General features: G+C 67.1%; 25 protein-coding genes. 14 read left to right on the plus strand and 11 right to left on the minus strand.

The annotated features are described in order from the left end of the window. Positions 1-78: 78 nt before the first annotated feature. Positions 79-1,590, minus strand: coding sequence for an eCIS core domain-containing protein (locus tag AC3WS4_RS04470; RefSeq protein WP_492736223.1), 1,512 nt, complete (start codon positions 1,588-1,590; stop codon positions 79-81). Between the two features lie 211 nt (positions 1,591-1,801). Here AC3WS4_RS04470 and AC3WS4_RS04475 point away from each other — a divergent pair, with 211 nt between their 5' ends. Then, positions 1,802-2,344 (plus strand): phosphatase PAP2 family protein, encoded by a 543-nt coding sequence (locus AC3WS4_RS04475; protein ID WP_492736222.1) that lies wholly within the window; start codon positions 1,802-1,804, stop codon positions 2,342-2,344. Between the two features lie 59 nt (positions 2,345-2,403). Continuing rightward, positions 2,404-3,447: a polysaccharide deacetylase family protein gene (locus AC3WS4_RS04480; RefSeq protein ID WP_187141088.1), complete on the plus strand. Its 1,044-nt coding sequence runs from the start codon at positions 2,404-2,406 to the stop codon at positions 3,445-3,447. Here the strand turns inward: AC3WS4_RS04480 and zapE are convergent. Genes zapE through AC3WS4_RS04495 form a run of 3 tightly spaced genes read right to left on the minus strand, consistent with a single transcriptional unit; the run spans position 3,418 to position 5,803 of the window. Next, positions 3,418-4,542: a cell division protein ZapE gene (gene zapE, locus AC3WS4_RS04485; RefSeq protein ID WP_492736221.1), complete on the minus strand. Its 1,125-nt coding sequence runs from the start codon at positions 4,540-4,542 to the stop codon at positions 3,418-3,420. The two genes, AC3WS4_RS04480 and zapE, sit on opposite strands and share 30 nt — an antisense overlap. Continuing rightward, the gene (locus AC3WS4_RS04490) at positions 4,539-5,024 is read right to left on the minus strand and encodes a PaaI family thioesterase (RefSeq protein ID WP_187141090.1); all 486 of its coding nucleotides are present in this window, start codon (positions 5,022-5,024) and stop codon (positions 4,539-4,541) included. Before AC3WS4_RS04490 ends, zapE begins: the two co-directional genes overlap by 4 nt. Next, positions 5,021-5,803, minus strand: a complete 783-nt coding sequence (locus AC3WS4_RS04495; protein WP_492736219.1) for a succinate dehydrogenase iron-sulfur subunit — start codon at positions 5,801-5,803, stop codon at positions 5,021-5,023. Before AC3WS4_RS04495 ends, AC3WS4_RS04490 begins: the two co-directional genes overlap by 4 nt. Positions 5,804-5,927: 124 nt before the next feature. Between AC3WS4_RS04495 and AC3WS4_RS04500 the strand changes: the two genes are divergently transcribed. The 3 genes from AC3WS4_RS04500 to AC3WS4_RS04510 all read left to right on the plus strand — a co-directional run bounded on the left by AC3WS4_RS04500 (position 5,928) and on the right by AC3WS4_RS04510 (position 8,982). Beyond that, the gene (locus AC3WS4_RS04500; RefSeq protein ID WP_187141091.1) at positions 5,928-7,457 is read left to right on the plus strand and encodes a lipopolysaccharide biosynthesis protein; all 1,530 of its coding nucleotides are present in this window, start codon (positions 5,928-5,930) and stop codon (positions 7,455-7,457) included. A gap of 90 nt (positions 7,458-7,547) precedes the next feature. Continuing rightward, positions 7,548-8,288, plus strand: coding sequence for a methyltransferase family protein (locus AC3WS4_RS04505; protein ID WP_492736217.1), 741 nt, complete (start codon positions 7,548-7,550; stop codon positions 8,286-8,288). Positions 8,289-8,292: 4 nt separating this feature from the next. After that, positions 8,293-8,982, plus strand: coding sequence for a nucleoside/nucleotide kinase family protein (locus AC3WS4_RS04510; protein WP_492736215.1), 690 nt, complete (start codon positions 8,293-8,295; stop codon positions 8,980-8,982). Positions 8,983-9,098: 116 nt separating this feature from the next. On the opposite strand, the gene AC3WS4_RS04515 is transcribed toward AC3WS4_RS04510, so the two are convergent. Together AC3WS4_RS04515 and AC3WS4_RS04520 are read right to left on the minus strand one after the other, a co-directional pair. Next, positions 9,099-9,869, minus strand: coding sequence for a nucleotidyltransferase family protein (locus AC3WS4_RS04515; RefSeq protein ID WP_492736213.1), 771 nt, complete (start codon positions 9,867-9,869; stop codon positions 9,099-9,101). Next, the gene (locus tag AC3WS4_RS04520) at positions 9,866-10,780 is read right to left on the minus strand and encodes an alpha/beta hydrolase (RefSeq protein WP_492736211.1); all 915 of its coding nucleotides are present in this window, start codon (positions 10,778-10,780) and stop codon (positions 9,866-9,868) included. Before AC3WS4_RS04520 ends, AC3WS4_RS04515 begins: the two co-directional genes overlap by 4 nt. A 151-nt stretch (positions 10,781-10,931) precedes the next feature. Here AC3WS4_RS04520 and AC3WS4_RS04525 point away from each other — a divergent pair, with 151 nt between their 5' ends. The 5 genes from AC3WS4_RS04525 to AC3WS4_RS04545 all read left to right on the plus strand — a co-directional run bounded on the left by AC3WS4_RS04525 (position 10,932) and on the right by AC3WS4_RS04545 (position 16,283). Continuing rightward, positions 10,932-11,762, plus strand: coding sequence for a diacylglycerol/lipid kinase family protein (locus AC3WS4_RS04525; RefSeq protein WP_492736209.1), 831 nt, complete (start codon positions 10,932-10,934; stop codon positions 11,760-11,762). Then, positions 11,759-12,607, plus strand: a complete 849-nt coding sequence (locus AC3WS4_RS04530; RefSeq protein ID WP_492736207.1) for a metallophosphoesterase family protein — start codon at positions 11,759-11,761, stop codon at positions 12,605-12,607. The genes AC3WS4_RS04525 and AC3WS4_RS04530 overlap by 4 nt, the downstream gene beginning before the upstream one ends. A 476-nt stretch (positions 12,608-13,083) precedes the next feature. Then, a complete protein-coding gene (locus AC3WS4_RS04535) occupies positions 13,084-14,175 on the plus strand; it encodes an Rv3169 family protein (RefSeq protein ID WP_492736205.1) in 1,092 nt (363 codons plus the stop codon). Further along, positions 14,172-15,215 (plus strand): phosphotransferase, encoded by a 1,044-nt coding sequence (locus AC3WS4_RS04540; RefSeq protein ID WP_492736203.1) that lies wholly within the window; start codon positions 14,172-14,174, stop codon positions 15,213-15,215. Before AC3WS4_RS04535 ends, AC3WS4_RS04540 begins: the two co-directional genes overlap by 4 nt. Positions 15,216-15,269: 54 nt before the next feature. Continuing rightward, the gene (locus AC3WS4_RS04545) at positions 15,270-16,283 is read left to right on the plus strand and encodes a sterol desaturase family protein (protein WP_492736201.1); all 1,014 of its coding nucleotides are present in this window, start codon (positions 15,270-15,272) and stop codon (positions 16,281-16,283) included. On the opposite strand, the gene AC3WS4_RS04550 is transcribed toward AC3WS4_RS04545, so the two are convergent. The 5 genes from AC3WS4_RS04550 to AC3WS4_RS04570 all read right to left on the minus strand — a co-directional run bounded on the left by AC3WS4_RS04550 (position 16,276) and on the right by AC3WS4_RS04570 (position 20,048). Next, entirely contained in the window at positions 16,276-16,830 is a 555-nt protein-coding gene (locus AC3WS4_RS04550; protein ID WP_492736199.1) for a PepSY domain-containing protein, read from the minus strand. The two genes, AC3WS4_RS04545 and AC3WS4_RS04550, sit on opposite strands and share 8 nt — an antisense overlap. Positions 16,831-17,046: 216 nt before the next feature. Beyond that, positions 17,047-17,544: a 30S ribosomal protein S9 gene (gene rpsI, locus AC3WS4_RS04555; RefSeq protein WP_056343681.1), complete on the minus strand. Its 498-nt coding sequence runs from the start codon at positions 17,542-17,544 to the stop codon at positions 17,047-17,049. After that, positions 17,544-18,023, minus strand: coding sequence for a 50S ribosomal protein L13 (rplM, locus tag AC3WS4_RS04560; RefSeq protein WP_056346996.1), 480 nt, complete (start codon positions 18,021-18,023; stop codon positions 17,544-17,546). The genes rpsI and rplM overlap by 1 nt, the downstream gene beginning before the upstream one ends. Positions 18,024-18,201: 178 nt before the next feature. After that, on the minus strand, positions 18,202-19,008 hold the full coding sequence (locus tag AC3WS4_RS04565; protein ID WP_492736197.1) for a hypothetical protein: 807 nt from the start codon (positions 19,006-19,008) through the stop codon (positions 18,202-18,204). Then, entirely contained in the window at positions 19,005-20,048 is a 1,044-nt protein-coding gene (locus tag AC3WS4_RS04570; protein WP_492736195.1) for a COX15/CtaA family protein, read from the minus strand. Before AC3WS4_RS04570 ends, AC3WS4_RS04565 begins: the two co-directional genes overlap by 4 nt. A gap of 87 nt (positions 20,049-20,135) precedes the next feature. Between AC3WS4_RS04570 and AC3WS4_RS04575 the strand changes: the two genes are divergently transcribed. From AC3WS4_RS04575 to dgcN, 4 genes are all read left to right on the plus strand, one after another. Continuing rightward, entirely contained in the window at positions 20,136-21,059 is a 924-nt protein-coding gene (locus tag AC3WS4_RS04575; protein ID WP_492736193.1) for a M48 family metalloprotease, read from the plus strand. A 32-nt stretch (positions 21,060-21,091) separates the two neighbouring features. Continuing rightward, positions 21,092-21,628: a peptide-methionine (S)-S-oxide reductase MsrA gene (gene msrA / locus AC3WS4_RS04580; RefSeq protein ID WP_492736191.1), complete on the plus strand. Its 537-nt coding sequence runs from the start codon at positions 21,092-21,094 to the stop codon at positions 21,626-21,628. A 137-nt stretch (positions 21,629-21,765) separates the two neighbouring features. Continuing rightward, positions 21,766-22,311: a regulatory sequestration protein YfiR gene (yfiR, locus tag AC3WS4_RS04585; protein WP_187141106.1), complete on the plus strand. Its 546-nt coding sequence runs from the start codon at positions 21,766-21,768 to the stop codon at positions 22,309-22,311. Further along, positions 22,308-23,513: a diguanylate cyclase DgcN/YfiN gene (dgcN, locus tag AC3WS4_RS04590; protein ID WP_492736189.1), complete on the plus strand. Its 1,206-nt coding sequence runs from the start codon at positions 22,308-22,310 to the stop codon at positions 23,511-23,513. Before yfiR ends, dgcN begins: the two co-directional genes overlap by 4 nt. Positions 23,514-23,566 lie beyond the last annotated feature (53 nt).

A 23,566-nucleotide genomic window follows, 5' to 3' on the forward strand; every position in this document is an offset into this window, starting at 1 on the left:
AGATTAATTGCTAATAGTTCGCAATAGTGATAGAGGCCCATTTGCACCGGCCTCCGGCATCGATCGCCCGCGCCAAGGCTACCACAGATTGATCTTGGCTTTGATCATCAGCCGACCCAGTGCGGGGTCGTCGTTGACGAAATCCTTGAGGAAATTATGCTCGACGCCGATCGAGCCCAAGGCGTCGATGCGATAGTTCAGCCCATAACCCGCCGACAGGCCCGCGCCGAATTTATCCGCGCCGGGGTTCATGTCGCCGAATGTCCCCATGCCCTCGGCATAGAGCGACGGCAGCCAGACGCGCTGGGGATCGAGCGACACCCCGACCCCGGCCCCGGCGATCTTGATCGGCCCGCCCAATTCGGTCTGGCCGACGCCATAGAGCCGCAATTTATGCCCCAGCATCGAATAAAATTGATGGCGATAGGATAGTTCGAACCCGAACGAGCCGGCGCCCGCCGCCTTCGGCGCCGTGGTCGCGGCGGTGGCGCTCGTCCCGATTTCCAGCGCATGGAGACGCATCCAGGCATCGAGCCCGTTGGGGCTTTCCCAGATCAGCCCAAAGCCGCCCCACGATCCCTGCCCCGCGGCGTCGAGCGTCTTGCGGACGAATTCGGTGCAGTTGAACTGGAACAGATTATATTTCGGCTTGGCCGCGCATATCCCCGAGGCGTAGCTTTTCGCCGCGGCGAATTGCGCCGCGGTGAGCTCATAGCTTTGCGACGCGGTGATATGGTCGTCGTGCGCGGTGTCGGGATGATGAACGCAGCCTTCGACGTCGGCAAAGGGCTGGCTGGCATCGAAACCGGTCTGCGGCCAGAACCCATAGGTCCAGTAATTGCCGGTGTCGTCCTGCAGCCGCAACCAGGCGTGCCCGACGTTGGAGGTGAAGGGGATCAGCAGGAACGGCCCCTCCTTGTCCGCCATGATCGTCAGCGTATATTTGCCGGTCTTGGTCGCGATGCCATCTTCCATCGTGCAGTCCGACGCGCATTGATCGGCGGTGACGCGGCGCACGACGCGGCGCGCCTCGCCGCCCCCCTGCAGGACATGCGCCAGTTCGTGCGCCATCAGCCGCCGCCCATCGCCGGTCCCCGGCCGATATTCGCCGCGGGCAAAGGCGACGTCGCTGCCCAGCGTGAAGGCGCGCGCCTGGATCGATTGCGATGCGATGTCGGCGGCGGCCCCGTCATGGACGCGCACGCCCGACAGGTCGGCACCGAAGCGCGGCTCGAAAAACGCCCGCTCCGATGCCGGGAGCGGCGCCCCCGACCCGAGCGAGGCGATCGCCGATTGCGCCGCAGGGGTCGCGGGCGCCGACCCCGTGGCCGAGCCGCCGCTGGCCTCGCGCCGCACGACCGGCGCCGACGCCTCGCCGCGCGCTGGCGTCGCCGCGCGCATCACATGATCGGCGGCGGCATCGGCCTGTTGTTCGGCGGGGTCGTTCGCAGCGCCGATCGTCAGCGGTGCGTGCGACGGTACCCCCATAAGCGAAGCAAGCGGCGAGCGCGCGCGTCGCGCCGGCGCCTGTTGCGGCGCGCCGGTAGCGGGCAGAACGCGGTTTTTGCGGCGGATCGCGCGTCGGTACATGGCAGTTCGCCTTCCAACCCCCCGGTCGGCGGCTTGTATCGGAATTCCCCCTTTTCGTCACCCCGATACAAGCCGGCCCGGCGAGAACCTAACCGCCTTCCCGGCGCACCAATTGGACCAATCCGCCAAAAGCGGCGTACCGGAGCCGCAATTTTGGCCGCGGCCAATTCTGCGCTATGCATCGGTGCCATAACGGCACGAGGCGAGCGACATGATACGATCTGGACTGACCACCGCCGGCGCCGCGATCGCGCTGGCATGCGCGGCGCCCGCCCACGCCAGCGAAAAGGGCTGGGACGATGCCGGGACCGTCGCCAAGAATGCGCTCGTCGTCGCGGCCTTTGGCGTCCCGGCGGTGCAGGGCGACTGGGAGGGCGTGCTGGAAGCGGGTGGCAGCATCGGCGGCACGATCCTGATCACCCAAGGGTTGAAGGAGGCCTTTCCGTCGCGCCGCCCCGACGGCAGCGACAACAAGAGCTTCCCCTCGGGCCACACCTCGACGAGCTTCGCCGCCGCGGCGACGCTGCACAACCGCTACGGCTGGGAAGCCGGCCTGCCCGCCTATCTGGTCGCGTCCTTCGTCGGCCTCAGCCGCGTCGAGGCCAGGAAGCACCGCGTCGGCGACGTCCTCGTCGGCGCCGCGATCGGCACCGCGACCGGGCATCTGATCACCACCAAGGCGAACGACAACATCCACATCTTCCCCTGGGCCGATACCAAGAGCGCCGGGGTCGATGTGACGCTGCGCTTCTGAGGTCCGCCGCAACCCCCGATTAACCCTCCCTTATCCCCCTGCCTGTTAGGCTCGCGGGGATGACGCGGGCTATCATCAGCTTCGACACCGAATTGTCGGCGGGCCTCTATCAACGGGGCGCCGATGCGCGTGCAAATTTCGAAAGCTCGATCCTCGGCCGTTGCCGCGACGGCGATTATGGCATCCACTTCCAGATGGACATGCTCGAACGCCATGGCCTGACCGGGGTCTATTTCGTCGATCCGATGCCGGCGCTCGTCTATGGGCCCGAAATCATCGACAGGATCGTCCAGCCGATCGTCGCGCGCGGGCACGAGGTTCAGCTTCACATCCACACCGAATGGCTCGAATTCGCGCGCTTCAACCCCATCGGGCGGCTCACCGGACGCAACATCGGCGACTTTCCCCTCGGCGCGCAGAAAAAGCTGATCGGCCTGGCCCGCGACATTCTCGTCGGCGCCGGCGCGCCCAAACCCACCGCCTTTCGTGCCGGCAATTTTGGCGCCAACGACGACACGCTGCGCGCCCTCGCGTCGCTCGGTTTCCGTTTCGACAGCAGCTTCAACGGGGCGTATCGCGATCATGGCTGCGCCATTTCGCTAGACCCGGGCAACCTCGCGGTCCGCGCGCATGAAGGCATATGCGAAGTCCCGGTCAGCGGGTTGATGGACCGCGTGGGCCGTTTCCGTCCCGCCCAACTCTGCGCGATGTCCGAAGAAGAGATGCGCGATGCCCTGGGTCATAGCGCGGCAAGCGGCGCCATCCAGTTCTCGGCCTTCAGCCACAGCTTTGAACTTCTGAGCCGCGACCGCGCGGTGCCCAACGGACTCGCCATCGCGCGAATGGAGGCGCTGTGCCGCGCCGTCGCCGAGGATCCCCGCGTCACCAGCGGGGGTTTCGCGACATTGCCCGCCCCGCCCTCGCGCCCGGCGCGGATCGGCATCGCCGCGCCCAAGCCGCTGCGCACCCTGCGCCGTATCATCGAACAGGGCGTCGGCCATGTCGTCCACGAGGTCCGCTATGTCCGCGACCTGATCGCGGTGACGGTCAACTCCTCGCGCTGGGGCAAGGTGCTAGGCGGCGTCTTCCTGGCCGTGGCCTAAGGCCAGATAGTCGTCGGACTGCATTTCCGACAACCGGCTCGCGGTGCGTTCGAACTCGAACGCCCCGTCGCCCGCGACATAGAGCGCATCGGGCATCGCCGCCGCACTCGCGAGCAGCTTGACCTTATATTCGTAGAGCGCGTCGACAAGCGTCACGAAGCGCGCCGCCTCGTTGCGATTCTCGGGTCCCATGCGCGGGATGCCGACGATGATGACGGTGTGGAAATGCCGCGCGACCGCCAGATAGTCGGACGCGCCGCGTGCTTCGCTGCACAGGCGCTTGAACGAAAAGACCGCGACCCCCTTCAGCGCCTTGGGGACATGGAGGATGCGCCCGCCGCCGAGGTCGAGGTCGAGCGTCGGCACATGCGCGCGATCCTCGGGCGGATAGTCGGTCAGGCGAAAAAAGGCCGCCGACAGCGCCGCGCTCGCGGCATCGTCGGCGGGCACGAACCAGCGCGCCCCGTCGCCAAGCCGGTCACGGCGATAATCGGTCGGGCCGTTCAGCCCCATCACGTCGAGCTTCGCCTCGACCAGCGCGATGAAGGGCAGGAAATGCTCACGGTTGAGCCCGTCCTTGTAGAGATCGGTCGGCGGCCGGTTCGAAGTCGCGACCACCGTCACCCCGCGGTCGATCAAGGCGGTGAACAGCCGCGAGAGGATCATCGCATCGGCGCTGTTGTTCACCACCATCTCGTCGAAGGCGAGGCAGCGGACGTCCTCGCAGAGCGCGTCGGCGACGAGCGGGATCGGATCGCCCGCCTCGCTTTTGCGCACCTCGCGCATTCGCGCGTGAACATCGATCATGAAGGCGTGAAAATGGACGCGCCGCTTACGCTGGATGGTCAGCTGGTCGTAGAACAGGTCCATCAGCATCGACTTGCCGCGCCCGACCGCGCCCCACAGATATACACCGCGCGGCGCCTCGGGCTTGCGGCCGGTCAACCGCCAGAGCAAGCTGCCGCGCGGCGGCACCGCCTCGAGTTCCTTTTGCAGGCGGTCGAGCCGTTCGGCCCCGGCGCGCTGCTCGGGGTCGGGCCGCAACTCGCCGCCCGCGACCAGCGCATCATAGGCCGCGAGCACGCCCGTCGTCATTTGCTCGCCTTGCGGATCGTCCCCGCAAAGGTCAGCACGATGTGACTGTCGCCCTCGCCCTGGACCACGAGTCCGCGCAGGAAGATCAGCCGCCCGGTTTCGCGCACCAGTTCGACCACGGCGTCGAGCGGCTCGCCGAGCCGGCCGGCGCCGACGAACTGCGTCGACAGGTCGAGGGTTACCGAATGGCCGGCGTTGAGCGATCCGAACTGGTGCGATGCCGCGAACAGCGCGATATCGACGAGCGCGAGCGTGACCGCACCATGGACATTGTCGCCGAGGTTGCTGTGCTTGCGCTCCGGGATCATCCGCACCCGCGCCTGCGGGCGGCCGTCGGGCGTGTTCGGCTCGACACGCACCGATAGCGGTTCGATGAAGCTGTTGAAGCGGCTCGCGTCCTTGAGGTTCCAGCTCAGCCAGCCATCGCCCTCGTCCTCGGCGCTAAAGCTATAGCGGCGAGGTTCCTCTATCCCGTCGTTCACACCTGCCGCTCGGCCTCGAGCTTCTTGATCTCGGCGATCGCGCGTGCCGGGCTCAACCCCTTGGGGCAGGCGTTCGAGCAGTTCATGATCGTGTGGCAGCGATAGAGGCGGAAGGGATCTTCCAGTTCGTCGAGGCGTTCGCCGGTCATTTCGTCACGGCTGTCGGCGAGCCAGCGATACGCCTGGAGCAGGATCGCGGGGCCGAGGAACTTGTCGCTGTTCCACCAATAGCTCGGGCAGCTTGTCGAGCAGCAGGCGCACAGGATGCATTCGTACAGCCCGTCGAGCTTCTCGCGTTCGGCGGGCGACTGCAGCCGCTCCTTGCCGCTCGGCGTCGTCGTCTTGGTCTTCAGCCAGGGCTCGATCGAATTATATTGCGAATAGAAATGGGTGAAATCGGGGACGAGGTCCTTGATCACTTCCATATGCGGCAGCGGGGTGATCTTGATATCGCCCTTCAGATCCTCGATCGCGGTGGTGCAGGCGAGGCCGTTCTTGCCATTCATGTTCATCGAACAGCTGCCGCAAATGCCTTCGCGGCACGAGCGGCGGAAGGTCAGCGTCGAGTCCTGCTCGCTCTTCATCTTGATCAGCGCGTCGAGCACCATCGGGCCGCACTTGTCGAGATCGATCTCGAAATTGTCGAAATGCGGGTTCTCGCCCTTGTCGGGGTCGTAGCGATAGACCTTGAATTTCCGGACTTTGGCCGCGCCTTCGGCTTTGTGGGTCTGGCCGCCCTTCTGGATGCGGCTGTTCTTCGGAAGGCGAAATTCGGCCATGTCGCTGGCTCCCCTGATGCAGTCGGGGTCGGACTAGACCCGATTAATCGCGACGACAAGGGGTGACGGACGCAAAAGCGAAACCCGCTGGCGGGGCCGCGCGCGAGCGGCTACTGGCGCCACGATGAGCGACGACACGCCCGCCCCCGCCGTTACCAGCCGCAGCGTCGCGAAGGGGCTCGGCACCACCGTGCTCGCGCGCCTCGGCGCGGTGGTCGAGATCGTCGCGCAGCCGCTTTATGTGCTGATGTTCGGGCTCGCGGGTTACGGCCTCTATGCCGTGCTGTGGGCGACGATCAACCTGCTCGAAAATCTCTTCGACCTCGGCATGACCAGCGCGATGCAGCGCACCGTGCCGCAATCGGCGAGCGATGCCGATGCCGCCGCGGCGCTGCGCACCGCGATGCTGTTCGGGGTCGGGCCGTGCCTGATCGTCGCGGCACTGATCGCCGTCTTCGCCGCCGACCTCGCACCCTTCCTCAACGTCGCGGCGAAGGACCGGCCGCTCGTCGTGCCCGCGATCCAGCTCTTCATCTGGGCGCTGCCGCTCTGGGCGTTCGTCGAGATCGCGACCAGCGCGATGCGCGCACGCATGGTGTTCGGCGCCGAGATCCGCCTCCGCATCGTGTGGGAACAGATCATGCGACTGGTGTTCGCGAGCGCCTTCTTCGCCGGCGGCCTCGGCCTGAAAGGCCTGTTCATCGCGCATCTCTGCTCGCTTGGCATCACCGCGATCCTCTGCGTCCGCCTGCTGCGGCGCTATTACAACTTCGGCGAATTGCTCCACGGCGGACGCGGCGGCGAGACCGCGAAAAACACCTTCTGGGCCGGGCTGTCGATCCTGCCGTCGAACGTCATCGCGCGGCTGTTCGGCGACGCCCCGGCGCTGGTGCTCAACCTGATCCTGCCCGGCGCGGCGGGCGCCGCGGCCGCCGCGCTGTTCACCATCGCGCGCAAGCTCTCGAGCGTCGTCCAGCTCGTCCGCATCGCCTTCGTCTATGTGATGGCGCCGCTGGCAGCCAGCGCCGAGCGCGAGGACCGCGCGCAGGTGACCGACATCTATGCCTATGCGACGCGGCTGATCATGGCGATCGCGCTCCCGCTCGCCGCCATCCTCGCCGCGGGCAGCGCGCCCCTGCTCAGCCTGTTCGGGCATGAGGCAAAGGTCGCGCAGGCCGCGCTGGTCATCCTGCTCTTCGCGCGCGCCGCCGAGGCGGTGCTCGGCATCTCGCTGCCGGTGCTCCAGGTCGTCGCGGCGTTCCGCCACCAACTCACCGCGGCCATCGTCGGGGTGATCGTCGCCGTCGGCGCGGGCTGGCTGATCGTCGGGCATATGGATGCGCTGACCGGCGTGACGCTCGCCATGTCGATCGGCCTCGTCGTGATGGGCGGCATCCCGATGCTCCAGCTCGCGATCAACGAAAAGCTCCATCCGTTCGACCACCAGTTCGCCGGCGTCGCGCTGCGCGGCATCGCGATCACCCTCGTCGCGGGCGCCGCCGCTTGGCTCGCCGGGCGCCTGCCCGACGCGATCGCGCTGCCGCTGATCGTGCTGCTCGCGGTCGCAGCGATCTGGCTGTCGCTGCGCTTCGCCCTTCCCCACGCCGACCGCGCCTCGCTCGGCAAGACGGCGCGCAAGCTGCGCCTCGTCTGAAATATTCGGTCTTATTTTAGCCGCAAAAATCGCTAGAGGGGTGCCACCTTATTCTGACGCCGCGCGTGTGCGGCCAACAGGCGGATCCAAATGTACCAGCAAGAACTCGCCCGCAGCGGCAAGCGCCTCTTCTTCATTCGCGGCACCTATATCTACATCACCATCGCCATCTCGGTGCTGATCGCCTGGTGCAGCAAGGATTGGGGTCCGTTCCAGACCGCCTTCGGCGACTGCGCGTGGTTCTGGCTGTCGCTCGGTATCGCGAGCGCCGGCGCGATCGTCCGCATCTTCACCAGCGGCTGGGCCGCGCTCGGCACCTCGGGCCGCGCCAAGGTCGCCGCCGAAGCGAGCGAACTCAACACCACCGGCCCTTACAGCCTGGTCCGCAACCCGCTTTATGTCGGCCGCATCCTGAACTTTACCGGCATCGCGATGCTGTCGGGCAGCTGGGTGTTCGGCGCGATCGTCTTCCTGCTTGGCATCCTGATCTACGAGCGCATCTCGATCTACGAAGAAGAATATCTGCGTGAGAAGTTCGGCGCGGCGCATGCCGAATGGGCGAAGGACGTCCCCGCCCTCCTCCCGCGCCTCCACGGCTGGGTGAAACCCAAATATCCCTTCTGGTGGAAGCGGATGATCTGGCGCGAACAGAATAAGCTGTTCCTGCTCGCGACGACCGTCTTTCTGACCTGGTTCGCGCGCCTCGACTTCAACTTCGACGTGCTGACGCCGCAGCAGTGGACCTGGGTCTATGCCTATGCCGCGCTCGTCGTCGTCCGCTTCATCATCGGCGGGCTCAAGATGATCGGTTTCTTCAAGGAACTGAGCTGATCTTATGGGGAGCGATCTCGCTCCCCTGATCGCAGTCGTCGGCAGCGACGGGTCGGGCAAGTCGACCCTGTCGGCGGACCTGCTCGCGCATATCCAAAAGACCCGCGCGGCGGAGTCGGGCTATCTCGGGCTAGGCTCGGGCGAGCAGGGCCGCCGCATCGGGCGCTGGCCGATCATCGGCCCGCCGCTGCACCGCTTCCTCGACGGCATCGCCGATCGCTTGCGCGAACCCGGCGAGCCGATCCCCGGATATCTCGCCGCGCGCTATGCGCTGAACAAGTCGAAGAAACGCCGCGCCAAATTCGACGCGCTGCTCGACCAGCGCCGCGCGGGCAAGGTGATCGTCACCGACCGCTATCCGCAGCTTGAAGTCCCCGGCCTCCACGACGGCCCGATCCTCGCCGGCCGCGCGACCACGCCGCGCCTCGCCACGATGCAGGCGGAGGAGCGCGCGCTTTATGCCGAGATGGCGGCCTACAAGCCGACCCTCGTCGTCCGCCTGCACGTCGATGTCGACACGGTGATGCTGCGCAAGCCCGACCACGACCGCGCGCTGATCACGCGCAAGGTCGAAACGGTGCCGCTGCTGACGTTCAATGGCGCGCAGATTGTCGATATCGACGCGACGATTCCTTATACGGAGGAACTGGCGATCGCGATTGCGGCGGTGGACAAGGCGTTGGCCGAGGCCTGAAACTCGCCCTTCGTCATGGCGAGGAGCGAAGCGACGCGGCAATCCAGAGTCCGCGTAAACCGCCCTGGATTGCTTCGCTTCGCTCGCAATGACGAGATGTTGGAACGTCAGGTCGTTTACACTCGCCCCGCCATGATCGCCTCGATCAGCTCGATATCGACCGGCTTGTCGGCATCGATGCACGCCTCGGGGTCGCTCATCGGCACCACCGTCGCCTTCAGCCCGAAGCGCAGCCCCGCACGCGCCACCCCCTGCTGGATCGTGAACAGCCGCAGCAGCGCGCCGATCAGCAACCACGGCCCAAACGCCGCAATGATCTTCAACCCCTTTTTGCGGTCGCGCTCGATCCGGCCCCAGAAATCGAGCAGCGGCAAAACCCGCCGCCCGCGCAGCCGGAACATGTTCGCCCCCGACCACCAGCCGCCGCGGAACTTGAGCCAGGTCCGCTTCGATTCGGGATAGCGCGCGAGCAGCACCGCGCGCTCGACCATCGCCACCGCGACGTCGCTGCCTTCGGCGCCATCGAGGAACTCGGCGATCATCGCGGGCGTCAGCAACACATTGTCGGCGGTCGTCACCAGCAGCGGATCGTCGCCCGGTGGCAGCGCCGCGGCGAGCGAGCTGCTGATCCCCTGCCCCGAATCCGAAAAATGCAGGTCGGCGAGCCCCGCCAGCCCCGGCTCGGCGGCGAGTTCGGCGCTGTTCTGCGCCAGGATGGTGATCGGCCCGACCAGCGGCGACGCGCGCAGCGCCCGCACGACATGCACCAGCATCGCCTGCCCCGCGATCGGCAGCAATGCCTTGGTCGACACCCCCGTGCCGCTGAGCAGCGGGTCGGGGCCGGGCCGGCTGCCCGCCATCACGATCGCCGGAATCTTGATGGTCATTGCGCCGCCGTCACCCGCTTCGCGGTCGCGCCGCGCAGGAAATCGGTCGCCTCGGCCAGGATCGGTCCCTTGTACGACAGCGGCCCGGTCAGCGCCATGACGAGATCATTGTGGCTCAGCCCGTCATAGGTCCGCAATTGCACCGATCCGCCCACCTTCTCCATCGCCGCCGCGAGGTGCTGGCTGTTGCGCACGCGCACGACGGTATCGGCGGTGCCATGGCCGAGCCACAGCGGCGGCGCACCGGCGCGCGCGAAGGCGATCGGCTGGGTTCGCGCGACCGGGCGAATATCGCCCATCGCGACATCGGCGCGACCGCCCTTCTCGAAGGGGAGGAAATCATAGGGTCCGGCGAGCGCCGCGACGCCGCGAATATGCGACGCGTCGCTGCCCGCCGCCTTCATCCATTGCGGGTCGAGCGCGATCATCACCGCGTTATACGCCCCCGCCGAATGCCCCGACAGCGCGATCCGGCCGGCGTCGCCGCCATAATCGCCGATATGCTTCTCGGTCCACGCCACCGCCGCCGCACTGTCCTGCAAGAAGTCGGGCCAATGCCCCTCCGGCACGATCCGGTAATCGGGAATGACGACGATGAAGCCCTGCTTCGCGAACGCCCGCCCGGCAAAGCCATAATCGTCGCGCTGGCCGCTGTACCAGCCGCCGCCATAGAGCCAGACGATCACCGGCAGCCGGTCGCTCTTCTTCGTTCCCGTCGGCACCCAGATGTTGAGCTTGTTGCGCTCACCGCTGCCATAGGGCTGGCCCGCGACCTGCAAGGTCGCGCCGTCACCGTCGCCGAGCAGCCGGTCGCCGAGGTTGAGCGACTTGGCGCCGCCCCCAACGATCAATTTGGTCCCGCCGCCGAACAGCAGGATCAACAGGCCCACCACTATCAGGATCTTGATCAAACGCCGCTGTCCCTTGACTGGCTCACCCGACATAGGCCCGCTCTCCACCAAGCCGCACGTCGGGCCGTCCCGCGCCCTACAAGGGCGGGCGTCGCCGAACAAGCGCCCAACACCGCCGCGACCTTTTGCGCGTTCGTGCGTAGGATGGCCGATGACCACAGCCTTCACCCGCCCCGCCCTCGTCTGCAACACCCGGAGCGGCAGCCACGACGAAACAATGCGCGCCGCGATCGAAGAGGCCTGCCGCGCCGCCGGCGCGCCGCTCGCCGCGACCTTCGCGCTGCCCGATGCTTCGCTGCCCGATGCGCAGATGCTGCGCGCGCAGGATATCGACCTGCTGCTCGTGTGGACCGGCGACGGCACGATCAACGCCGCCGCGGCGCAGGTCGAGGGATGGCGCGGCGCGATCCTGCCGCTACCCGGCGGCACGCTGAACCTGCTCTCGAAGCAATTGCACGGCGACCGCCCCGCACCCGACATCCTGACCGACGCGCTCGGCGGGAAAGGGCGGCGGCGACCGATCCCGATCATCCGCTCGGCGACCAAGCAAGCTTTCATTACCGTCGTCGCGGGACCCGCGACGCGCTGGGCCACGGTGCGCGAAACGATGCGGCAGGACGGCGTGATCGAGGCCAGCCGCGCCGCGCCCGAAGCGCTCGACACGATGCTTAACGCCCCCGGGGTCGGCGTCGTGGGGCACACCAAGACCTATCCGGCCGTCATTCTGACCCCGACCGAAAACGGCATCGCCGCCGACGGCATCTTGACCGAGGGCACCGGCGACGTGCTGCGTCACGGACTCGCCTGGCTCGGCGGCGATTTCCGCGACGGCCCCAGCGAGCCGATCGCGACCGCCGAGACGATCCTGCTCGAAAGCGCAGCTCCGATCAGCCTCGAATATGACGGTGAGCTCAGCGAAATACCCTCCCCTGCGCGCTTCACGCTCGGGATGAGCGCGGTCGATTTCCTCACCACCGCATGACGCGCCTGTTCCACATCAGCGACCTGCATTTCGGGCTCGAGGATCGCGCGGCGCTCGCTTGGTTCGCCGATTGCGTGAAATCGGAACGGCCCGATGCGGTGCTGGTCACCGGCGATCTGACGATGCGCGCACGGTCCCGCGAATTCGCCGCCGCCTGCGACTGGATCGAACGGCTCGACGTGCCGGTGACCGTCGAAGTCGGCAATCACGACCTGCCCTATTTCAATCCCCTCGCGCGCTTCTTCTGGCCCTATGCCCGAATCCGGCGCATCGAACGGCTGGTCGAGCGCGAACTCGACCTCGCGGGCGTCGCGGTCGTGCCGCTCAAGACCACCGCGCGCGCGCAATGGCGGCTCGACTGGTCGAAGGGCTGGGTGACGCGCAGCGCGCTCGACAAGACGATGGCGGCGATCGACGCGCTGCCCCGCAGCGCGCGGGTATTCGTCACCGCGCACCATCCGCTGGTCGAGGCGGGCACCCGCGGCCGCGCGCTGACCCGCGGCGGCGAGACCGCGCTCCGTGCGCTCGCCTCGCGCGGCGTCGCGGCGGTGCTCACCGGCCATGTCCACGACGCCTTCGACCTGGTGCGCGAGACCCCCGACGGCCCGATCCGCATGATCGGCGCCGGCACCCTGTCGCAGCGCATCCGCTCGACCCCGCCGAGCTTCAACGAGCTGACCATCGCGGACGGGACCATCGGCGTGCGCGTGCGCAACCTCGAAAAAATACCCACCCCCGACATGCAGATCGACGACGTCCCGCCCGACGCCCTGCCACCGCGCGACCCGGCCGAACCGGTCGCCCCCGTCGGCGCTGTGCCGCCGGTCGATCCCCCGGTGCATTGAAGAGCGACCCCGACTGTCGATTTTGGGTGGGAAGCGGACGTTGCTTAAATCCTCCCTGTCGCGCAGCGATGGGGAGGTGGCAGCGGCGAAGCCGCTGACGGAGGGGCCGACGCCGTCAGGCGTCGCGCAAGCTTTCGGTCCCTCCACCACGCCCTTCGGGCGCGGTCCCCCTCCCCATGGCTTCGCCACAGGGAGGATTTCATGTCCGCTTCCCGCCCGAAACCCGCCATCGCCCGATGCCGCAAAAACCGCTTTCCTAAAAAACATCGCCATGATCTATTCTTCGGGATGGCCATGTCGCTTGCCTCGTCGAATGCAGGTTTCAAGCCCGGCCCATATTACCGGCCTAAAGCGACAAAGGAGACAGTTCGGACGCGTCCGCCCGTGTCCTTTGTGTCCTTAAGACCCAAACCAGCCCCTTCCCATCCCGCAGGCGCCGCGATAGGTTGCAACAAAAAACGGGATGAGGATGAAACATGCTGACCAAAGGCGATGATTTTCCGCTGCACCAGACATGCGAGCCGGTGGCCTTCGCGGGCACCGACCGCAATTTCTACGACCGCTATTTCTTCAACGGCTACAGCCCCGACGGATCGGTCTTTTTCGCCGCCGCCATGGGTTTCTATCCGCAGCTCGGCATCGTCGACGCCGCCTTTTGCGTCGTCGTCGACGGCGTCCAGCACAACCTCCGCGCCAGCCGGCGGTCGTCGGGCGAGCGGCTCGATCTTTCGGTCGGACCGATCGCAATTTTGATCGACGCGCCGCTCGAACGTGTCACGCTGAGCATCGCACCGAACGACGGCCCGCTCGGCGCCGAAATGACCTTCACCGGCCGCCATTTCCCGATCGAGGAACCGCGTTTCATCCGCCGCAACGGCACCCGTCTGTTCATGGACTATACGCGCATGACGCAGAACGGCCGCTGGTCGGGCTGGCTGTCGGTGGGCGGCCAACGCGTGACCGTGGGCGACGGCTGGACCGGCACCCGCGACCGCAGCTGGGGCATCCGCCCGGTCGGCGCGAGCGAACCGCAACCGCCGCCGCAGGGCAATTTCAACCAGTTCTTCTGGCTGTGGACGCCGTGCAATTTTGACCATGCCTCGCTCTTCTTCCACAGCAATGACGATGGCGAAGGCAACCCATGGAACCGCCGCGCGGTGATCGTCGGCGACCATGGCGGCGAGACCCATTTCGACGCCGCCGCCTTCGCGCTCGACTGGCAGCCGGGCAGCCGCCGCGTCGCCGCGCAGCGCACCGAGCTCGGCGGCGGGCGGTCGCTGACGCTGTCGCCGACCGGCCCGGTCTTCGCGATGAGCGGCCTCGGCTACACCCATCCCGTCTGGGGTCATGGGTTCGACCATGGCCCCGACCCATCGGTCGCGCACGACAGCATGGCGGAGGGCGAGCGCGGCTGGGGCAATCCGCTCGCGATGCATATCCAGGCGCTCGTCACCGCCGAACTCGTCGACGGCAGCACCGCGCATCGCGGGGTCGGTGTCCTCGAACAGCTCTTTGTCGGCCCGCACGCCCCGACCGGCCTCTCCGGCCTGATGGACCCCGCCGCATGAGCTTCCCGACTTCGCCGGAGGCGATGTCGCCCGCATGGATCGCGGAGCAATTGGGGCAGACCCCGGGCGCGCTGCGCGGCTTTACCGCGAGCAAGGTCGGCACCGGGCAGATGTGCGACAGCTTTCGCCTGACGCTCGACTGGGCCGACGGGGTCGACGCGCCGGCAACGATCATCGCCAAATGCCCGAGCCATGACGAGGCGAGCCGCAACATCGCCAAGCTGACCGGCACCTATATCAAGGAGGTGAGTTGGTACCGCGACCTCGCCGCGACCAGCGGCGTGCCGGCGCCCGCCTGCTATTTCCACGCGATCGAGGATGACGAGGTCGAATTCGTCCTGCTCCTCTCCGACCTCGCCCCCGCAGCGCAGGGCGACCAGCTCGCCGGCCGCGACCTCGCGGGGCTGGTGCCCTGCATCGATGCGGTGGCGAAGCTCCACGCCCATCTGTGGAACGATCCAAGCCTCGCCGACATGTCCTGGCTCGCGCGCGACAATAGCGGCCTGGTTCGCGCGATGTTTCCGCAGCTCTATCTCGGCTTTCGCGAACGCTATGCCGAACGCCTGGCGCCCGAGGTGCTCGATCTCGGTGCGGGGATCGTCGACCGGCTCGACGCCTATTTGTCCCGCGAACCCGCGGCGCGCAGCCTCGCCCATGGCGACCTCCGGATCGACAACATCCTTTTCAGTCCGGACGGGAACGCCTGCTGGCTCGTCGACTGGCAGACGCTGGGGCGCGGCAGCGGCGCCACCGACCTCGCCTACCTCGTCGGCACCAGCATCGCCGACCCGTTCGAGCGTGCCGCCGCCGACCGCCCGGCGTTCGACCATTGGATCGCGGCGTTGAAAGCCGAAGGCGTCGATCCCGACGCGGGTGCGCTATGGACCGACTATCGTCTCGGCGCGCTCAGCGGTTATTTCATGGCGGTCTTCGCGTCGATGAGCGTCGAGCGCACGACGCGCGGCGACGAAATGTTCGCGGTGATGGCCGAGCGCCCGGCGCGGCAGGCGCTGGCGCTCGGCAGTCTCGATCTGCTTTGACGCGGAAAGTCCCCGTTAGGTCGCCATTTACCATCCCCCCCTAAGACGGGGGCAATGGGCGAACAACCGGACATCGCAGCGACCCTGTCGTCATGGGCGCCCCACGCACTGACGCTTGCGGCGGCCCTGCTCGCGCTCGCGCTGATGCTCCGTTTCGCGATCCCGCGCGGCCGGTCGCGCCCGGTGCGCACGAAGGTCCTGTTGCGCGCGCTCCTGCCCGCACGGATCGTGCGCAGCCCATCGGGCCGCGCCGATATTGCCTGGTTCCTCTTCGGCGTGCTGTTCTCGGCAAGTGCACTGGGTTGGGCGCTCTGGTCCGGCGAATGGTTCGCGGGCCATATGCTGCGTGGCCTCCATATGCTGTTCGGATCGCCCGCGCCGATCGCCGCGCCGGCGTGGGTCGCCGGCACCGTCATGACGCTGATGCTCTTCATGGCCTATGAATTCGCATATTGGCTCAACCACAGCCTCAGCCACCGCGTCGGCTGGATGTGGGAATTCCACAAGGTGCATCACACCGCCGAATCGCTGACGCCGCTTACCAATTTCCGGGTCCATCCGGTCGACACGATCCTGTTCTTCAACATGGCCGCCGCATCCGCGGGCATCGCCATGGCACTCGTTCATTTCGCCTTCGGGCGCGTCGGCGGCGGTTTCCTCATCCACGGCGCCAATGCCCTCACCTTCCTCGCCACCATAATCTTCACCTATCTTCAGCATTCACACCTGTGGATCAGCCTGCCCGGTCGCGCGGGCCGCTGGCTGCTCAGCCCGGCGCACCACCAGATCCACCATTCGGTCGAGGAACGGCATCACGACCGCAATTTCGGATCGACGCTTGCGATCTTCGACCGGATCTTCGGGACGCTCCACCTGCCCGCCGCGAAGCGCGAAAGGCTGCGCTTCGGTGTCGATGGCATCGCCTATGATCCGCACGGGCTCACCGGCGCGGTACTGATGCCTTTCGCCGATGCCGCGCGACGGATCGCCACGAGCATCGAGACCACGAAAGAGGGCGGCCCGTCGCCAGACCACCCGCTTCAGTCGCTGCGCGAGAACGCTAACTGACCGCCGCGATCCCGGCGAATGCCGCCAATCCGACGGCCGAAGCGACCACCGCGCCGCGCCGCATGTTCGGCACCTTGAGCGCCACGATCAGCCCGGAGGTCACGAGAAAGAACAGCCCGAGCGCCAGGATCGCGGCATAAATCTTGAACGGCGTCCCGCCCTTCGCCTTGTGCAACTGAACGAAGAAGCGGTGCCAGCTCGTTTCCTTGACGATCAGCTTGGCCGTGGTCGCGGTTTCGCCGGGCTCGAGCGTCACGTCACGCCGCGAGCCGGTCCAGTCGAGCTGGAAACTGTCGCCGACCGGCTTGACCGTCGCCCCACCGGTCGGGGGCGCAACGTCCTGCTTGGCGAGTTCCCTCACGACGATCGCCTGCAGCGCCGCCTTGTCGTCGGTCAGCGGTGCCGACAGCGTCACCACATGGTCGCTCGTCACATAGTCGCCCTTTGCACCCCAGGTGTAGAGCGCTCCCGTCAGCAGGTAGAGGAGAATGGCGGGAAAGAGGAAAGCGGCGACCAGCATGTGCCAGCGGACCAAAAGACGGTGCATGAAAATTCTCCCGATGGAAGCGCCCGGTCGGACAGGATTATATCGCATAGTCAAGCTGGTGCCGGCGCATGCAACAATATTTTACAACCGCGTGCGCGGGCGGTGCGCCTATCTCAACCGATGCGTTGTTGGATCGCCCGGTGCCCGCGTCCAAAGAAAAAGGGCGGCCCGTTGCCGGACCGCCCTTCCCTTCTCCGTCCGTCGACGGAAAATTCGTTAGCGCTTCGAGAACTGGAAGCTGCGGCGGGCCTTGGCCTTGCCGTACTTCTTGCGCTCGACCGTGCGGCTGTCGCGGGTCAGGAAGCCAGCGGACTTCACGATGCCGCGCAGCGCGGGTTCGAAACGGGTCAGCGCCTGCGAGATGCCGTGCAACACGGCGCCCGCCTGGCCCGACAGACCGCCACCCTTGACGGTAGCGACGATGTCATAGCTGCCGATGCGATCGGCGAGGCCGAACGGCTGGTTGATGACGAGGCGCAGCGTCGGACGTGCGAAATACACTTCCTGGTCGCGGCCGTTGATCGTGATCTTTCCAGTGCCGGGCTTCAGCCACACGCGGGCGACGGCGTCCTTGCGGCGGCCGGTCGCGTAGGAACGGCCCTGCTTGTCGACCTGCTTTTCACGCAGCGGCGCATTGCTCGTCGGGGCGGCAACGGTGCCTTCAACGGCGCCGCCGAGATCCTTGAGATCGGTCATGGTCTGTTCGTCGGCCATTATGCACCCACCTTGTTCTTGCGGTTCATCGAAGCGACGTCGATCACTTCGGGGTTCTGCCCGGCATGCGGATGGTCGGTGCCGGCGAAGACGCGCAGGTTGCGCATCTGCTGGCGACCGAGCGGGCCGCGCGGGATCATGCGTTCGATCGCCTTTTCGAGCACGCGCTCGGGAAAACGGCCTTCCAAGATCTTGGCGGGGCTGGTTTCCTTGATGCCGCCGGCATAGCCGGTGTGCTTGTAATAGCGCTTGTCTTGCAACTTCTTGCCGGTGAACTTCACCTTCTCGGCGTTGATGACGATGACATTGTCACCGCAATCGACGTGCGGGGTAAAGCTCGGCTTGTGCTTGCCGCGCAGGATATTGGCGATAATCGATGCGACGCGGCCCACAACCAGGCCGTCGGCGTCGATCAGCACCCATTTCTTTTCGACCGTTGCGGCGTTCGCCGATACGGTCGTCTTGGTCAGCGCCTTCATCATGGCGACCTCCTTAAGACATGGACGAGGGCGAGAGGGCCCGCCCGAAACAAACCGCGCCGCACGTCCCGAGCGGGACATCGCGGCGCTTCGGAGCGGGCCAATGGCGATAACGGCGCCGAAAGTCAAGCAAGGAGCGGCTTTGCTGACGGGTAAAATAATACCCTTCTAGTCAGCGCTACCCCGGATCGCCCGGTGTCAGCGCGCGAATCCGCTCTTCGACGAGAGTCCGCGCGGCGCTTCCAGGCTCGCCGACCCAGCTCTGCCGCTGTTCGCGCAGGATGAGCCCGGTGTCCGTATCGACCGTCCATAATGTGTCGATGTCGAGCGGCGCGGCGCCAGCCGTCACCTCGCCCTTTTCGACCTTGGCGACAATAAGCCGCGCGTCGTCTTGCTGGATCGATACCGACGCATCGCCATTATCGGTGGTCGGGATCGCTGCATTGGCGGGTGCGATCAGCGCGCGGACGTCGGCGGTGACCAGCTTCTCACGCTCGGTTTCGGGCAGCGAGGCAAGCAGGGCCGCCACCTGCTGCGCCTCGGGTGCCTCGGCGCCCGCCGCCAGTCCCTGCGTCCGCCCGGCAACGCGCGCCCACAAACTATCGGGATCGGCGAGCGCGACCTTGCGCCCATCGGCATCGACCAGATAGGTCAGCGTCTCGCCGACCAGCGGCTCGACCAGCCCGGTCAGCGCCCGGACGAGTTCGGGCCGCGCGTCGGATTCGATCCGCCGCAGCACCGCGTCGAGCCGGTAGCCGCGCCCCGCGCTTTGCCATTCGAGCGCATAAACGAGCGAAAAGCTGATCAGCGTTCCGTTGCGGCTGATCCGCCGCGTCGTGACGCGATACGCCATCGGCTGTCCGACTGGCGGCGCGAAGCGCTGTTCGCGCACCGCCATCGGTGCGGGCTGCTCCACGGTTGCGGTTGCGGTCTCGGGCGCGGCGAGCAACAGCAACGCCCCCGCCCAGACGCCCGCGCCGATCATGCGGCGGCGCGGCCCAGCCGGTGAAGCCCGGCCGCCGCCGTCGCGACCAGGATCGCGCCGGTCACCTGGTGCAGCACCGCGATCCACAGCGACACGCCGGTCAGCACGGTCAGGATGCCGAGCATCATCTGCGCGGCGACCACCGCGACCAGCATCGTCGCCACGCCCGTCGCGCCACGCCGCGCGAGCGTGCGAGCAAGCCAGAGCAGCGCCAGCGCCGCGACCCACGACCACCAGCGGTGGAGGAAATGGAGCAGGAAGGGATCGTTGGTCAGCGCCATCCACGCGCCGTCCGACCAGTCGATGCCCTCGGGGACGAAATGATCGTTCATCGCCGGCCAGGTGTTCGCCACCTGCCCGGCGTTGAGCCCGGCAACCCAGGCGCCAAGCAGCAACTGGACGAAAAGGATCGCGATCACCGCGATCGCCGCGCCGGTCAACCGCGCCGGCCGGGCGGCCGGATCACGCGCCAGTGCCGTCAAATCGCGCGCAGTCCATACCAGACCCGCCAGCAGGAACAGCGCGGTGAGCAAATGGGTCGCGAGGCGGAAATGGCTGACGTCGGTGCGATATTCGAGGCCCGAAGCAACCATCCACCACCCGATCGCACCCTGCAGCCCGACCAGCGAGGTCAAGGCGAACAGGCGCCAGCCGTAGCCGGCCGGGATCGCGCGCCGCGCCGCGAACCAGATCAGCGGGACGAGCATCGCGCCGCCGACGAGCCGACCGAGGACGCGGTGCAGCCATTCCCAGAAGAAGATCGCCTTGAACGCCGCGAGCGACATACCGACATTGATCTCCTTATATTCGGGGATCTGCTGATATTTGTGGAACTCTTCCTGCCAGCCCGCTTCGTTCAGCGGCGGCAGCACGCCCGACACCGGCTTCCATTCGGTGATCGACAGGCCCGATTCGGTCAGGCGGGTAATACCGCCGACGGCCACGACTAGGATGACCAGCAGTGCCACGCCCCAGAGCCAACGCGCGAGCGCGGCGGGCCGGGGGCCGGGGGGGGCGGTCGAAACAGGATTATTCGCCATCGCCGCCCTATCGTCGCTCGCCCCGACTTAGGCAAGGGGGCGACGAAAATCATGGCCGGCGGGCCAACCGGTCGGTATCAGACGGCGATGCGCTCCCCCGCCCTGTCCCTGCTCGCCGCCGCGGCGATGCTCGCGCCCGGCGCGGCGCGCGGCGCGTCGACGGACTCCGCCGCGCTCGCCGCGCAGGAAGCGCGACTGGCGGCAATCGCCTATCGGCTGACCACGGGCAGCGCGCACTGGTGCCCCGACACCGTGCCGCAGCCGGGCTGGTTGCTCAGCGACGCGCGGCGGTTCGACCAGCGCGACCGGGCGTCCGCCGCGGCCACCTATGGCACCACCGGCGACGGCCCGTTCATCGCCGCGCTCGCCCCCGATACGCCCGCCGCCCGCGCCGGACTTGTACGCGGCGCGACGATCGCCGCGATCAACGGCCAGCCGGTACCGACACTCGGCGCCGGGCCGACGATGCGGATCGATGCGATCGTCGTGATGCTCGACGCGCTCGAGTCCACCGCCGCGCTGACCGTCACCGATGGCGCCGGGGTCGTGCATCCGATCGCCCCCGCCCCCGGCTGCGCGAGCAGTTTCCGGATTGAGCGGTCCGGGCCGCAGGCCGCCGCGAACGGCAGGCTCGTCCGCCTGACGCTCGGCCTCGCGCGCTCGATCGCCGACGATCAGGAAATGGCGGCAGTGGTCGCGCACGAACTGGCGCATAACATCCTGCGCCATCGCGAACGGCTGGCGGACGACCGGTCGATCGACCGCGTACGCCAGACCGAACTGGAAGCCGACCGGCTGTCGGTGTGGCTTATGGCGGATGCGGGCTATGATCCCGCCGCCGCGATCCGTTTCTGGAACCGGCACAAAAAGCCGCTGGTCCGCGCCGCCAGCCACCCGCCGCGCAAGGAACGGATCGCCGCGATCGACGCCGAAATTGCGGCCATGCGAACCGCGCGCGCCGCCGACCCCGCCGCGCGGCCCTTGGAATTGCGCGGCGCATTCCTATTTTGAGGCCATCCCCGCTCCCGACAAGGATTACCGCCATGACCCACGAAACCGCGATTTTTGCCGGAGGCTGCTTCTGGTGCACCGAAGCGGTGTTTCAGGGCCTTGCGGGCGTCGACAAGGTCGAAAGCGGCTATATCGGCGGCCATGTCGTCGATCCCACCTACAAGCAGGTGTGTGGCGGCGACACCGGCCATGCCGAAGCGATCCGCATCACCTTCGACCCCGCCGTCATCTCCTATGGCGACCTGCTCGACGTCCATTTCGCGACGCACGATCCGACGACGCTCAACCGCCAGGGCAACGACATCGGCACCCAATATCGCAGCGCGCTGTTCCCGCTCGACGCGGCGCAGGGCGATTCCGCGCGCGCCGCGATCGACCGCGCCCAAAGCGACCAGACGGCGCCGATCGTGACCACGATCGAACCACCCGCGACCTGGTACCCGGCCGAGGACTATCACCAGAATTACTGGGACAGCGAAGGCCAGCGCAATCCCTATTGCATGGCGGTGATCCCGCCCAAGCTCGCCAAGCTGCGCAAGGGCTTCGCCGACCGGCTGCGCACCGACTAGGCAGAATGGCCGGTGCGACGGGTGTTGCATAATGGCCGCATGACGTGACTTGTCATTGACTTGCCTGCCGTTTCGGCTAGCGGACGCGGCCACATTCGGGCAGGTTGGCTCGTGCGCGTTGGGGGTCGCAAAAAAGCGTGCTGGCATCATTGTTCCTGATCGGCGCGATCTGGTCGACGCCGCAGATGTCGGTTCAGGCCGCCAGCCAGACGATCGTCGAAGACGGCATCGACGGAATGACCAATGCGGTCAACCGGATGACCGGCGGCATCATCACCTATGCGCGCTGGCCGGGACCGGCCGAGAGCCACCGCACCTTTTGCCTCGTCGGCACCCCGCAACTGACAGCCCGGGTCGCCCCCGACCTGCCCGGCAACGGCCCGCGAATCACGGTCCGCCGCACCACCCCCGGCGCGGTGATAAGCAACGGCGATTGCGACATCCTGTTCCTCGGACGATTGCCGATCGCCGACCGCCAGCGCCTGATCGGCTGGGTGCGCGGCCGCCCGGTGCTGACGATCAGCGACGACGACCCCGCCTGCCTCTATGGCGCGATGTTCTGCCTCGCCGAAAAACCGGCGGGACTGAGCTTCTCGGTCAATCTCGATTCGATCGGCCGCGGCCCCTTGCGCGTCGATCCGCGCGTGCTCAAGATCGGCCACGCCGACGGAGGCACGCCATGACGCGCCGCCCGCTCGTTCGTACCAGCTTGCAAAAACTGCTGTCGCGCTTCCATTTCGGCGTCACCTTGTTCGCGGTCGCGCTGTCGGGGCTGACGATCCTGCTGTCGGGCATCACCGCGATGCGCGGCTATGCCGATCGCAATATCGAACTCGCGGCGCAACTCGGCGCCTATGGCGTCGAGCCCGCGCTGGTGTTCAACGATGCCGCCGCGGCGCGCGAAGGGCTCGCGCCCCTGATGCAAATTCCCGGCATCGCCAGGCTGCGGGTGCTCGACGACCGCGGCCGGCCACTCGCCGAATGGGTGTCGCCGTCGGAGGACCCGGCGCCGTTGCTGACCCGCGTCTTCTTCCCCGAACCCGTTGCCGTGACGATCCGCCGAAACGGATCGGCCATCGGCACAATCCAGGTGTGGGGCGATTCCTCGACGCTGATCGACTATGTCCGCATCGGGCTGCTCGCCGGGCTCGCCTGCCTGATCGTCACCGCGCTCGGCACGATCGCCATGGCGCGGCGCTTCGAGTACGAACTGGTCAAGCCGCTGAACGAGATCGCCACGGTCGCCCATGACGTGCGCCTCCATCGCCGGTTCGACAAACGCGTTCAGTCGCTCGGCATCACCGAACTCGACCGGCTGGGCGGCGACATCAACGCGCTGCTCGACGAACTGCAGGGCTGGCAGGGCAGCATGGAAAGCGAACGCGCGATGCTTGCACACCGCGCCTCGCACGACGCGCTGACCGAACTACCCAATCGCGCCGCCTTCGACGAACAACTGGCGCAGCGCATCGGGAAGGCGCAGCAACAAGGAAGCCGCCTTGCCCTGCTCTTCATCGACGCCGACAATTTCAAGGCCGCCAACGACCGCTTCGGCCACGCGGCGGGCGACGCCGTACTCGTCGCGCTATCGAACCGGATCGGCGCGACGTTGCGCGACGGCGACTTCGCGGCGCGGATCGGCGGCGACGAATTTGTCGTCCTCGTCGATCCGCTCGATGCCGCGATGGAGCCATCGGCGCTCGCCGATCGGATTCGCATCAGCATCTCGCAGCCGGTGACGCTGCCGGGCAACGCCCTTTATCGCCCGACGGCGAGTGTCGGCGTCGCGGTCTTTCCCGACGAAGCAACCGATGCCGCCGCGCTCCTCACCGTTGCCGACGCCGCCATGTACGCCGACAAACTATCCAACCGAACCCGCCCTTGATCCCCCCAATGAAGCGAGTTGATGCCGTGATCCATGCCCTTCGCCGTCCCTTA

This window comes from Sphingopyxis sp. EU05-FHT14B03, from assembly GCF_058790875.1.